The sequence below is a fragment of the Pseudomonas sp. Ga0074129 genome (assembly GCA_001465025.1).
Taxonomy (GTDB): domain Bacteria; phylum Pseudomonadota; class Gammaproteobacteria; order Pseudomonadales; family Pseudomonadaceae; genus Aquipseudomonas.
The window spans coordinates 1-13,040 of record LNDO01000087.1; the positions used below are offsets into that span (position 1 = coordinate 1).

The following is a 13,040-nucleotide window of genomic DNA, read 5'->3' on the forward strand; positions in this document are numbered from 1 at the left end:
TGGTCAGTGCATGGGGCGCTGCGCCGCAGGCCGAGCCGTTGCGGTTTTTTACCGAAGAATACCCGCCGATCAATTTTAGCCAGAACGGCAAACCCACCGGTTTGGCCACCGAAGTGGTCGAGGCCATCATGCAGCGCACCGGCCAGCAGGCCTCGATTAGCGTGGTGCCCTGGGCGCGTGGCTATCAGCAGGCGCTAAGCCGGGCCAATACCGGACTGTTTGTGACCATGCGCACCCGTGAGCGTGAGCCGCTGTTCAAATGGGTGGGGCCGATTACCCGCAACGTCACCGGCTTCTACGCCCTGCGCAGCTCTTATCTCTCGATCAGTCGGCTTGAGGACGCGCGCGAGTATGGAGAGATCGCCGTGCCGCGCGATTGGTACAGCCATCAACGCCTGTTGGCCGATGGGTTTTCCAGCCTGACGCCGGTCACCGGGCCGACACAAATGGTCAGCATGCTCAAGCGTGGACGGGTCAAGCTGATGGTGCTGGATAACCTCAGCCTGAACGCGCTACTGGCTCAGGGCGATATCCAGCCTGATGAGGTGCAGTTGCTGTTCGACTACATGCACAGCGACAGCTACATCGCTTTTTCCCTGCAGACCGACGATGCCTTGGTGCATCGCTGGCAACATGAGTTGGAACGCATGAAAGGCGATGGCAGCTTTGCCACCATTCATAACACCTGGTTGCCCGGTGAGCCCTTGCCACCACTGGAGCCTGCGCGAGCAGAGTGACTCAGGCGAATTGCGCCGCCGCATAGCCCGAGGCCCAGGCCCACTGGAAGTTGAAACCGCCCAGGTGGCCCGTCACATCCAGCACTTCACCGACAAAATACAGCCCCGGCGATTTCAGCGACTCCATGGTTTTTGACGACACCTCGCGGGTGTCCACACCGCCCAGGGTCACTTCCGCCGTGCGGTAGCCTTCTGTGCCCGCTGGCACCAGTTGCCAATCACCGAGCTGCTCGGCAATCGCCTTGAGCTCGGCATGGGTGTACTGCTTCATCGGTTTGGAGACAAACCAGTTATCGGCCAGCAGGCCAGCCATCTTCTTGGTGAACAACTCGGCCAGCAGGGTTTTCAGCTCGCTGTTGGGCCGCTCGCGCTGCTGCTCGGCCAGCCATTCGGGCAGGTCGATGTGCGGCAGCAGGTTGATGCTGATGGCATCGCCCGGTTGCCAGAAGGAAGAAATTTGCAAAATCGCCGGTCCGCTCAGTCCACGGTGGGTGAACAGAATGTTTTCCTTGAAGCTCTGCCCATTGCAGCTCACCACGCAGTCTTCCACCGAGGTGCCGGACAACTCCGTGCACAGCGCCTTGAGCGCCGGGTCGGTGAGGGTGAACGGCACCAGACCGGCGCGGGTTGGCAGCAGTTCATGGCCGAACTGCTTGGCCACTTGATAGCCAAAACCTGTAGCGCCCAGTGTCGGGATGGACAGGCCGCCAGTGGCGATCACCAGCGATTCACAGCGCACCGTGCCTGCACTGGTCTGCAATTGATAGCCGTTGGCGCTTTTGCTGATCTCGCTCACCGACGTATTCAGGCGTAACTCAACGCCAGCCTCGGCGCACTCGTTGAGCAGCATGTCGAGGATGTCGCTGGCCTTGTGATCGCAGAACAACTGGCCGAGTTTCTTCTCGTGGTACGGCACGCCGTGTTTGGTCACCAAGCCGATAAAATCCCACTGGCTGTAGCGCGCCAGCGCCGATTTGCAGAAATGCGGGTTTTCCGAGAGAAAGTTGCTCGGTTCGCAATACATATTGGTGAAATTGCAGCGCCCGCCGCCCGACATAAGGATTTTCTTGCCAGCTTTGTTGGCGTGATCCAGCAGCAGCACCTGACGCCCGCGCCCAGCAGCCGTCAGCGCGCACATAAGCCCGGCCGCACCGGCACCAATAATCACGACATGGGGCGTCAACACAGTTCAATCCTCAACACGGCTGCGCCAGCGGTGGCGCGAAGTGCGCGCATCTTAACTGATGGGTATACGGCTGTGGTTCGTCCGCTGATCGTCTAGGCTTACGGCTTGGGTTTTTGGACACTCAACGATGAATAGGCTGCGTTTCTTGCTGCTGCTCTGGGTGCTGCTACATCCCTTGAGTAGCCCCGCCGAGCAGGCCCTGCGTCTGGTGGCTGACCCGTGGCCGCCGTTCACCGATAAAAGCCTGCTCAACAACGGCGTGGCCTCCGATCTGGTGGTCAATGCACTGGCGCGCGCGGGTTACACCACTGTTTATGCTCAGGTGCCATGGGAGCGGGCCGTGCGGGGTTTGCAGCAAGGCACCTACGATGTGCTGATCAACGCCTGGTACAAAGAGGACCGCAAGGAATTTGGCTATTACTCGCAGTCCTATCTGATTAACCGCGTGCGTTTCTTGCAGCGCAAGGGCAGTGGCATTGCGTTCCGGCAGTTGCCTGACTTGTACCCTTACAGCATCGCTGTGGTGCGCGGCTATGCCTACGCTGATGCGTTTGATCAGGACGCGCGCCTGAGTAAGGTTGGTGTGGTGAGTTTTGAAGGCGCTGCGCGCATGTTGGCGGCGCAGCGTGTGCAGCTAACCTTGGAGGACGAACTGGTCGCGCGCCATCACCTGAGCCGCAGCCTGGCCGGAGTGCGCGACCAGTTGGAGTTTCTCCCGCAGCCGCTCAGTGAGAATGGGCTGCACATTTTGATCAGCCTGCGCCATCCCCGGCACAAGCAGATCGCTGACGACTTCAATCGAGAGATTGCCGCCATGCGTGCCGATGGCAGCTATGAACAGATATTGCGGCACCACGGCCTTTGACTACTGCCAGTAGTTGCGCCCACGGCCTTGGGTTTTGGCCTGATACAAGCGCTTATCCGCCAGGTGCAGAAGGTTTTCCAGGTCATCTGGGGTGCCGTAATAGATGCCCGCACTGAAAGACAGCGGCGTTGCACCGGTGGCGTAACGAATGCTGGCGCATTGCGTGCGCAACTGGTCGAGCGCCGCATTCAGGGTGTGGGCGTCCTGCTGGCTGACCATGGCAAATTCTTCGCCGCCCAAACGTCCCAGTAAGGCGTCCGGGAAAGCAGCGGCCAGAGCGCGGGCAAACCCCACCAGCGCGGCATCACCGCTGGCATGGCCGTGTTCGTCGTTAATCCGCTTGAAGAAATCCAGGTCGAGCATGGCCACGCTCAACTCGTGACCGCCGGAACGTGCTTTTACAAACAACTGCTGGCCGTGTTCATAAAATGCGCGGCGGTTGTTCAGGCCAGTCAGGGCGTCGTATTGCGCGGCTTTTTTCAGCGCGCGCATTAAATCGCGGCGCTCCAGAGTGGACATCACCCGGCAGTTAAGCTCTTCCGGGTAGAAGGGCTTGCGCAGGAAGTCATCGGCGCCGTGTTTGATGAACTTGGCGCTGAGCGAGCCTTTGGTGTCGGCAGACAAGCCCAGGATGATCAACTCATGGCGTTTCATTTTTTGCCGTAACAGCTTGACCAGATCGAAACCCGATAGGCCGGGCATGCTGTGGTCGACCACCAGTAAGTCAATGTCGTGCTGCTCTTGCAGCAGGCGCAGGGCGTCGTCCCCGTCGCAGGCTTCGAGAATCTGGTAGCGGTGGGGCGTCAGTACGTGGCGGATGTAATTGCGCGTGGCTTCCGAATCATCGGCAATCAGGATTTTTACCGCGCTATTACTTTCCAATCGGTGTAACAGACGGAAGGCGTATTCGTAAGAGTGCTGACTTTCTTTGAGAACGTAGTCCACCACGCCTTTGAGCAGCATCTGATCACGGCGTTGCTCGTCGTAGGTGCCGCTGAGCACGATGCAGGGCAGGTAATAGCTCATCACCAGATCGACGATCTCACCGTCGGGGGCATCGGGCAGGTTGAGGTCGACAAAGGCGGCAAAGAACAGCGAGGCCGAGGTTTCCAGCATCACCTGCGCCTCAGCATAGGAGGCGCAGAAGACGGGCTGAAAGCCGCTTTCCTTGCGAAACAGATGGTCGAGAATTTTCAGCACCAGTGGGCTGTCTTCGATCACCAGGATATTGCGCAAGTGAAACACTCCTCTACCGCTTGCCGCGCAGTCGCAACGGCTGATGTTATTGAGCAGGTTGTGGGTTTAAAGGGTGCGTACGCGCAGTGAACGGCCCTTGATCTTGCCTTCACTCAGGCATTTGAGCGCCTGCATGGCCACGACGCGCTCAACGGCGACATACGCTTGAAAATCGAAGATGGCGATCTTACCGACCTGTGCGCCCGGGATACCAGCGGCACCTGTGAGCGCACCGAGAATGTCGCCGGGACGCAATTTGTCTTTGCGCCCCGCACCGATGCACAGCGTGATCATCGTCGGTTGCAGCGGCGCGCCGCCTTGGTGCTTCAGGCTGCTCAGTGGATGCCAGTTGAGCGGTGCCCTTTGCAGGGTTTCGATGGCTTGCGCGCGATGGGCTTCGGCCGGAGCGACCAGGCTCATGGCCAGGCCTTTTTCGCCCGCACGACCGGTACGGCCGACGCGGTGAATGTGAATTTCCGAGTCGCGCGCCAGTTCGACGTTGATCACCATGTCCAGCGCGTCGATATCCAGACCGCGAGCGGCCACATCGGTGGCGACCAGTACCGAGAGGCTGCGGTTGGCAAACATGGCCAGCACTTGATCGCGATCACGCTGTTCCAGATCGCCGTGCAGGGCGGCGGCCGAGATGCCTTTGGCAGTCAGGTGGTCGACCACTTCCTGGCATTGCTGCTTGGTAAAGCAGAAAGCTACGCAGGACTGCGGGCGGTAGCAGTTGAGCAACTTGACCACCGCCTCCATGCGCTCTTCCGGGGCGATTTCGTAGAAGCGCTGTTCGATCTGCGTGTCGTCGTGAAAAGCCTCGGCTTTGACCTGCTGCGGATCGCGCATGAACTTCGCGGACAGCTGTTTGATGCTGCTCGGGTAGGTGGCGGAGAACAGCAGGGTTTGCCGGCGGCTCGGCGTCTGCTCAATGATCTCGGCGATGCTGTCGTAAAAACCCATGTCGAGCATGCGGTCGGCTTCGTCGAGTACCAGCGTATTGAGGCCGTCGAGTTTCAGCGTGCCCTTGCTCAGGTGCTGCTGGATACGTCCCGGCGTGCCGACGATGATCTGCGCGCCGTGCTCCAGCGAACCGATCTGCGGGCCAAATGGCACGCCGCCGCACAGGGTCAGAATTTTGATGTTGTCAGCCGAGCGCGCCAGGCGGCGCAGTTCTTTGGCCACCTGATCAGCCAGCTCGCGGGTCGGGCAGATCACCAATGCCTGGCAGCCAAAGTAGCGCGGGTTGAGCGGGTTCAGCAGGCCAATGCCAAAGGCTGCTGTCTTGCCGCTGCCGGTTTTGGCTTGAGCGATCAGGTCCATGCCCTTGAGCATGACAGGTAGGCTTTGTGCCTGAATCGGCGTCATCTCGCTGTAACCGAGGGATTCGAGGTTAGCCAGCATGGCGGCAGACAGTGGCAGCGAAGAAAAAGCGGTTTGAGTCACGGTACAGGCCTGCTAAACGAAATGGCGCGCAGTGTAACAGCCTGCACGTGGCGATTTGTTTGTAAAGCTTGACTGTCCGTCAGGGCGCGAGGGCCGCTTAGAACAGATCAATCGGGTCAACATCCAGCGACCAACGCACCGCACGCCCACTGGGCATCTGCTCCAGGCTCTGCATCCAGCGGTGCAGCAGGCGGTGCAGCGGCGCGCGTGCATTGGCTTGCACCAGCAGTTGCGCACTGGGCCGAGCAATTCGATGCCGTTGAGGTTCAGTTCAGCCAATAACGTCTCGGCTTCGCTGCAGGCATCGTCCAGAAATCCTTCAGCCTGCCCCGGTTTATGCGCTTCGGCGCGCAGCAGGGCGAGGTGACAGAAGGGCGGCAAGCCAGCGCTGCGTCGTTCGCTCAGGGCTTGTTCGGCAAAGGCGAAATAGCCTTGTTCTGTGAGCTGCACCAATAAAGGATGGTCGGCGAGGTGGCTTTGGATGATCACCTTACCTGGCTCTTCAGCGCGCCCGGCACGTCCGGCCACCTGCACAATCAACTGGGCCATGCGCTCACTGGCGCGGAAATCTGCAGAAAACAGCCCGCCATCAGCATCGAGAATGGCCACCAGCGTCACGCGCGGGAAATGGTGGCCTTTGGCGAGCATCTGTGTGCCGACCAGAATGCACGGTTCACCTTTTTGCACGGTGTTGAACAGGGTGGTCATGGCTTCTTTGCGCGAGGTGCTGTCGCGGTCGACGCGCAGCACCGGTACGTCGGGGAAGAGAATTTCCAGGCGTTCTTCAGCGCGCTCGGTGCCGGCGCCGACCGGTCGCAGGTCGACGTTGTTGCACTTCGGGCAGTTGCTCGGCTGGCGCTCGACGTGGCCGCAGTGGTGGCAGCGCAGCTCGCGTGAGCGCTGGTGCACGGTCATGCGTGCATCGCAGCGCGGGCACTCGGACAACCAGCCGCAGTCGTGGCAGAGCAGGGTCGGGGCGAAGCCGCGGCGGTTGAGGAACACCAACACTTGCTGCCCGGCCTGCAAAGTCTGGGCGATGGCCTGCTGCATAGGGCCGGAGATGCCGGAATCCAGCGGTCGGCTTTTCACGTCCAAGCGCAGAAAACGCGGCTGTTTGGCACCACCGGCGCGCTCACGCAGGTGCAGCAGGGCGTAGCGGCCATTGTGGGCGTTGTGCAGGCTTTCCAGCGACGGCGTAGCCGAGCCGAGCACAATCGGAATGTTGTCCTGCCGCGCGCGTACCACAGCCAGGTCGCGGGCGTGATAACGCAAGCCTTCCTGCTGTTTATAAGAGGCGTCGTGCTCTTCGTCGATGATGATCAGCCCCGGATTCTGCATCGGGGTGAACAGTGCTGAGCGCGTGCCAATGATAATGTCGGCCTCGCCATCGCGCGCCGCCAGCCATGCATCCAGGCGTTCGCGGTCATTCACTGCCGAATGCAGCAGGGCAATGCGCGCGTTAAAGCGTTGCTCGAAGCGCGCCAGGGTTTGCGGGCCGAGGTTGATCTCCGGGATCAGCACCAGGGCCTGCTTGCCGGCTTCCAGGGTTTCACGGATCAGCTGCAGGTACACCTCGGTCTTGCCGCTGCCGGTCACCCCTGCAAGTAGAAATGCATTGAAGCTGCCGAAGCCTGAGCGGATGGCTTCGGCGGCGGCGCGCTGCTCAGCATTCAGCGGCAACTCCGGCTGAGCCAGCCAGTTGGCGTGGCGTTTACTCGGTGCGTGGCGACGAACCTCGACCTGGACCAGGCCTTTTTCCAGCAGCAGGTCGAGGCTGTCTTTATTCAGCAGCAGTTTGCTTAGCAGTTGATGTGCGACGCCATGCGGGTGCTGAGCGAGGGTCTTCAGTGCGTCGCGCTGACGGGGCGCGCGGGATAGGCGTGGGTCATCCGGCTTGGCCCCGTCCGTCACCGACCAGAAGCGCTCCTGCCGCGCTTCAGCCGGTTCGCCTTGGCGCAGCAGCACCGGCAACGCCCAACTTAGGGTGTCGCCAAGGCTGTGCTGGTAATACTGGGCGGTCCACAGGCACAGCTTGAACAGTGATGTGGGCAGCGGCGACTGAGCGTCGAGCAGTTGCAAGGCCGGTTTGAGTTTATCCGCCGGCACCTCGCTGTGGTCTGCCACTTCAATCAAAATGCCGATCATCTCGCGGCGGCCAAAGGGTACACGCAGGCGTGCGCCCGGTTGCAGTGCGCTGCGGGGAATGCCGGGCGGCGCGCGGTAATCGAACAGGCGGCGCAGTGGTGAAGGCAGGGCGAGGCGCAGAATAACGTCGGGCAAGCGGGTGGCTCCTGATAGCGGCTGCGTGCTCAGCGAGGCGCGATCTTAGCATGTGACCGGTCGACGGCTGGTCTTGCTTCGCCGTGATGCTCTGGTATCATCGCCGGCCTAATTCCGTGCGGTACCTGACAATAGTGTCTGGTGGCGGCGCGATAGCCCTGAGGAATCACCATGAAAGCCGATATCCACCCGAACTATGTAGCCATCACCGCCACCTGCAGCTGTGGCAACGTGATCGAAACTCGCTCCACAATGGGCAAGCCGCTGGCTCTGGACGTGTGCAACGAGTGTCACCCGTTCTACACCGGCAAGCAGAAAATGCTGGATACCGGCGGCCGTGTTGATCGCTTCAAGCAGCGTTTCGGCATGTTCGGCGCCAAGCAGTAAGCTTGCGCGCAGCGACGCAGACCCCAATGGCTTGTATCGCACTGCTGAAAAAGGCGTCCCTAGTGGGCGCCTTTTTCGTTCTTGGCTTTGAGGCAAACCTGGCCTGGGCTTTTTGCCCTGTGCCAAAGGGCTTGCCAGAGGTCAAGGTGCAGCGGGTGGTCGACGGCGACACCTTGCGTCTGAACGACGGCCGCAGCGTGCGGCTGATCGGTTTGAATACGCCTGAGCTGGGGCGTCAGGGGCGCTCTGCCGAGCCATTTGCCGAGGCCGCGCGCGCTCGTCTGCAGGCCTTAGTGGATCAGGGCAATGGCCGTGTGCTGTTGCAGGTTGGTGAGCAAGGTAAAGATCACTATGGCCGTACACTTGCGCATGCTTATGGACGTGACGGCCGTAATCTTGAAGCGCAGCTTTTGAGCGAGGGCTTGGCTCACTTCGTCGCGGTTGCGCCGAACCTAGCGCTGGTGCAGTGCCAGCAAGTCGCCGAGCGGCAAGCACGCGAAGCACGTGCCGGCGTGTGGCAGCGGCCAGCCATCAAAACGCCCAAGCAGCTTAAAAGCGGTAGCTTCACCTTGCTCCAGGGGCGCGTTGAACGTGTGGAGCGCAACCGCGGGGGCGTATGGCTTGAGATGGCGGACGGTGTGGTGCTGCATATTGCCGCACGCACGTTAGCGCGATTTGACGCGTCAGCCCTGCAGGCACTTGAAGGTCGCCAGGTTGAGGCGCGCGGTTGGGTGATTGATCGCGCGAGGCGCGGCGGACTGCGCGAGGGACAGGCCCGTTGGATGCTTCCGCTCACAGCTCCGGCTATGTTGCAGGTTATGCCTTAAGCGTCCTCCACGCGATCATCTGCGTGAGCGGCAGCCTTGCTAATTTGCGTCGGTGGGCAGGCCTTAGGTTGATCACAAGTGCGGCTGCACTTGGTTTGCAATTGTCCACTCGTCCAATTGACGAGAACCAGCACGGGCGTTTCGCTACGGACTCACCAGTCTTGTGTAGCTGTGGGCAACTTGCGTATCCTCGGCCGCCTGCCTGTTCAACAGCCCAAAGCGGAAATGCCACTATGTCTGATTTTAAAACAGCCGCTCTCTACTATCACGCCTATCCCCGCCCAGGGAAACTGAGTGTCGAGCTCACAAAACCTACCGCAACCGCACGCGACCTGTCCTTGGCTTACAGCCCAGGTGTGGCTGAGCCCGTGCGCGAAATCGCGCGTGATCCAGAGCTGGCGTACCGCTACACAGGTAAAGGCAACCTGGTCGCCGTTATTTCTGATGGCACTGCCATTCTGGGCTTGGGCGACCTCGGCCCGCTGGCCTCCAAGCCGGTTATGGAAGGTAAAGGCGTGTTGTTCAAGCGCTTTGCTGGCATCGATGTGTTTGACATTGAGGTCGAGTCTGAGAGCCCGCAGGCTTTTATCGACACTGTGCGTCGTATCTCCATCACCTTCGGTGGCATCAACCTGGAAGACATCAAAGCACCAGAATGCTTTGAAATTGAACGCACGCTGATCGAACAGTGCGACATTCCGGTGTTCCACGATGACCAGCACGGCACCGCTATCGTGACTGCTGCCGGCATGCTTAACGCCCTGGAAATTGCCGGCAAGAACTTGTCGGAAGCCAAGATCGTTTGCTTGGGTGCTGGCGCAGCTGCCATCTCCTGCATGAAGTTGCTGGTGAGCATGGGCGCTAAGGTCGAGAACATCTTTATGATCGACCGCAAAGGCGTCATCCACGCCGGCCGCGACGACCTGAACCAGTACAAGGCTGTGTTCGCCAGCGAGACCAGTAAACGCACCCTGTCCGATGCTCTGGATGGTGCTGATGTGTTCGTCGGCCTGTCGGGTGCCAACCTGCTGGCGCCTGAAGACCTCAAGCGCATGGCGCCTAATCCAATCGTGTTCGCATGCTCCAACCCTGACCCGGAAATCAAGCCGGAGTTGGCTCGCGAAGTACGCAGCGACGTGATCATGGCCACTGGCCGTTCGGATTACCCGAACCAGGTTAACAACGTGTTGGGTTTCCCGTTCATCTTCCGTGGTGCGCTGGACGTTCGCGCTACCCGCATCAACGAAGAGATGAAAATCGCTGCAGCCCTGGCCCTGCGTGACTTGGCCAAGCTGCCAGTGCCCCAGGAAGTCTGTGACGCTTACGGCGGCATCAGTCTGTCGTTTGGCCCGGAATACATCATTCCAAAGCCGATGGATCCGCGTCTGATCACCGTGGTTTGCGATGCTGTTGCCAAGGCCGCCATCGAGAGCGGCGTGGCCACTCTGCCGTATCCGAAGCACTATCCGTTGCAGTCGGTTAACGACGTGTTCAACGGCTAAACTGATCAGCAATAAAAAACCCGCTTCGGCGGGTTTTTTATTTGGCGTTCAATTAATGCTTTTGTTGCCTGTTACCGCGTCACTCTGGGAATAACGGCGGTACGAATGTATCCGTCAGAACAGATCGATGGGTGCTGCTTCATCTGCCGGCAATGGGCTGCCGGGTATGTTCATGCCGGGGTCAAATTCGCCCATTGGCGGTGGCGAATCCTCGCTTTTGAATAACTCAAAGTAGGCATCTGGTGTGTCGGCCGTCGCTGCGCGTCCGCTGTGTGGATCAATGCGCAAGGTCAGCAGGCCGTCAGGCTCGGCAAGTAAATGGCTGGGCTTGTCCTTGAGTGCGACAGCCATGTAACTCATCCAGATGGGCAGGGCCACCGTTCCGCCATATTCATTGCGGCCCAGACTTTCCGGCTGATCAAAGCCAGCCCATACCGTGGTGATGTAATCAGCGTTGTAGCCGGAGAACCAGCTGTCTTTGGACTCGTTGGTGGTGCCGGTCTTGCCCGCCAGGTCGTCACGTCCCAGTGCCAATGCGCGTCGGCCGGTTCCTCGCTTGATAACGTCTTGCAGCATGCTGGTCATGATGAAGGCGGTGCGCTCGTCAATAATGCGCTCGGCTGCAATCGGTGCGTCGGTCAATGCCAAAGGCTCAGGTGATTCGACGAAGGTTTGTGCGCGCTTTTCAATGCCGGCCGGGGTTTGGGCAGGGTTGGCGTTGAATACCGTATTGCCGTTGCGGTCTTGAATGCGCTCAATCAGGTAGGGTTCGATTTTGTATCCGCCATTGGCAAATGTACTCCAGCCTTCGGTGATTTCCATCGGCGTCAGGCTGGCCGTACCCAGTGCCAACGAGAGGTTGGGCGGCAAGTCCTTGCGCTCAAAGCCGAACTTCTGGATGTAGCTAAGCGTGTTTTCAATGCCCAGATCTTGAAGCAAGCGGATCGAAACTAGGTTACGTGAGCGATACAGGGCCTCGCGCAGGCGAATCGGCCCGAGAAAGGTGTTGTTGTCATTTTTGGGTCGCCAAACTTGAGACAAGTCGTCTTCGGCAAATACGATCGGGGCGTCGTTGACCAGTGTTGCGGCGGTGTAGCCTTGATCCAATGCGGCACTGTAGATGAAGGGTTTAAAGCTGGAGCCTGGCTGGCGCTTGGCCTGAATGGCACGGTTGTAGTTGCTCTGCTCAAAGGAGAAGCCACCTACCAGTGCACGGATAGCGCCATCGTTCGGGTCGAGTGAAACAAGCGCGCTTTGCGCGGTTGGTATCTGGACAAATCGCAGGCTGCCATCTTCCAGGCGCTGCACACGAATCAGGTCGCCGACTTGGGTTACATCTGCAGGTTTTTGTGGTCGCGCGCCTTGGCTGTTGGTGTTGAGGAACGGACGTGCCCACTTCATGCTGTCCCACGCCACGGCCAGCTCTTCAGCATTTTTGAGTAAAACCAGAATGGCGCTTTTTTCGACGGCGGTGACAACTGCTGGCTCCAGGCCCCCTCGGGTCGTCAGCTTGCTGAGTTCAACGAGCCAGGAGTCTTTGTTCATGTCAGGGAAGCGGTTCTCTGGGCCGCGATAGCCATGACGCTGATCGTACGTAATCAGCCCGTCGCGCACGGCAGTGTTTGCAGCGGTCTGCAGGTCGCTGATTGCAGTGGTGGTGACATTGAATCCTTCGGTGTATGCGTCACTGCCAAATCGACCGACCATTTCAGCCCGGGCCATTTCAGCAACATAAGGGGCGATCAGCTCAGGTGGTGGAACGTGAAAACTCACATTAATCGGTTCAGCCAACGCCTGTTCATAACGACTTTTATCAATGCGGCCGAGGCCATACATGCGTCCCAAAATCCAGTCGCGGCGCTCAAGGGCGCGTTTAGGGTTGGCCAGTGGGTTAAAGCGTGAGGGCGCTTTGGGCAGGCCGGCAATCATGGCCATTTCAGCCAAGCTTACGTCACGGATTGACTTGCCATAATAGACTTGGGCCGCCGCCTCAATGCCATAGGCACGGTTACCGAGGTAAATCTTGTTCACATAAAGTTCAAGAATTTCGTTCTTGCTGAGTTCGCGCTCAATTTGTAGTGCCAGAAGTATCTCGTTGATCTTGCGTGAGAAACTTCTCTCGCTGGTCAAAAAGAAGTTCTTTGCGACCTGCATCGTAATGGTGCTGCCGCCGGTTTGAATTTGACCGCTCTTCAATAATTGCGTTGCAGCACGCATCAGGCTCTTGACGTCAACGCCATAATGATTGGCAAAGTTATCGTCTTCTGCCGCCAAAAGTGCGCTGATGAAGTCTTCCGGGATGTCGGCAAACGCGATGGGCGAACGCCTCATCTCGCCGAATTCAGCGATTAGTTTGGCATCGCTGCTGTAAACGCGCAGCGGTATCTGCAGTTGAACACTGCGTAAGGATTCGACGGATGGAAGGCTGGGGCTAAGATAGAGGAACGCCCCGCTGAAACTGAGCACCACGCCACAAAAAACGGCTAGGCAAGACCAGCAGAAAAAACGCAAAAGACGCATCAAGATTTTTGGATTTCCAGATAAAAGAACGAGTTAAGCAAGGCGTAAGGTTAA

At 59.2% G+C, this 13,040-nt stretch carries 9 protein-coding genes and 1 pseudogene; 5 read left to right on the top strand and 5 right to left on the bottom strand.

The features are described from left to right. Positions 1 to 737: transporter substrate-binding domain-containing protein (locus tag AUK77_RS12520; RefSeq protein ID WP_296130223.1), on the top strand; the 737-nt coding region annotated here is incomplete at its 5' end. Between the two features lies 1 nt (position 738). On the opposite strand, the gene AUK77_RS12525 is transcribed toward AUK77_RS12520, so the two are convergent. Beyond that, positions 739 to 1,923 carry an NAD(P)/FAD-dependent oxidoreductase gene (locus tag AUK77_RS12525; protein ID WP_296130225.1) on the bottom strand — a complete coding sequence of 395 codons (1,185 nt, stop codon included), beginning with the start codon at positions 1,921 to 1,923 and terminating at the stop codon, positions 739 to 741. A 127-nt stretch (positions 1,924 to 2,050) separates the two neighbouring features. Between AUK77_RS12525 and AUK77_RS12530 the strand changes: the two genes are divergently transcribed. Beyond that, a complete protein-coding gene (locus AUK77_RS12530) occupies positions 2,051 to 2,788 on the top strand; it encodes a transporter substrate-binding domain-containing protein (RefSeq protein WP_296130226.1) in 738 nt (245 codons plus the stop codon). Here the strand turns inward: AUK77_RS12530 and AUK77_RS12535 are convergent, their stop codons facing one another. The 3 genes and pseudogenes from AUK77_RS12535 to AUK77_RS12545 all read right to left on the bottom strand — a co-directional run bounded on the left by AUK77_RS12535 (position 2,789) and on the right by AUK77_RS12545 (position 7,750). Then, positions 2,789 to 4,024 carry a diguanylate cyclase gene (locus AUK77_RS12535; protein WP_296130228.1) on the bottom strand — a complete coding sequence of 412 codons (1,236 nt, stop codon included), beginning with the start codon at positions 4,022 to 4,024 and terminating at the stop codon, positions 2,789 to 2,791. Between the two features lie 66 nt (positions 4,025 to 4,090). Then, positions 4,091 to 5,470, bottom strand: a complete 1,380-nt coding sequence (gene dbpA, locus AUK77_RS12540) for an ATP-dependent RNA helicase DbpA (RefSeq protein WP_296130230.1) — start codon at positions 5,468 to 5,470, stop codon at positions 4,091 to 4,093. A 97-nt stretch (positions 5,471 to 5,567) separates the two neighbouring features. Further along, positions 5,568 to 7,750, bottom strand: a pseudogene (locus tag AUK77_RS12545) (primosomal protein N'). 171 nt (positions 7,751 to 7,921) lie between these two features. Between AUK77_RS12545 and rpmE the strand changes: the two are divergent. The 3 genes from rpmE to AUK77_RS12560 all read left to right on the top strand — a co-directional run bounded on the left by rpmE (position 7,922) and on the right by AUK77_RS12560 (position 10,466). Next, on the top strand, positions 7,922 to 8,137 hold the full coding sequence (gene rpmE, locus AUK77_RS12550; protein ID WP_296130233.1) for a 50S ribosomal protein L31: 216 nt from the start codon (positions 7,922 to 7,924) through the stop codon (positions 8,135 to 8,137). 26 nt (positions 8,138 to 8,163) lie between these two features. Further along, the gene (locus AUK77_RS12555; RefSeq protein ID WP_296130235.1) at positions 8,164 to 8,964 is read left to right on the top strand and encodes a thermonuclease family protein; all 801 of its coding nucleotides are present in this window, start codon (positions 8,164 to 8,166) and stop codon (positions 8,962 to 8,964) included. A 233-nt stretch (positions 8,965 to 9,197) separates the two neighbouring features. After that, positions 9,198 to 10,466: a malic enzyme-like NAD(P)-binding protein gene (locus tag AUK77_RS12560; RefSeq protein ID WP_296130236.1), complete on the top strand. Its 1,269-nt coding sequence runs from the start codon at positions 9,198 to 9,200 to the stop codon at positions 10,464 to 10,466. Positions 10,467 to 10,580: 114 nt separating this feature from the next. Here the strand turns inward: AUK77_RS12560 and AUK77_RS12565 are convergent, their stop codons facing one another. Next, positions 10,581 to 12,989: a penicillin-binding protein 1A gene (locus AUK77_RS12565; RefSeq protein ID WP_296130237.1), complete on the bottom strand. Its 2,409-nt coding sequence runs from the start codon at positions 12,987 to 12,989 to the stop codon at positions 10,581 to 10,583. Positions 12,990 to 13,040: the final 51 nt, after the last annotated feature.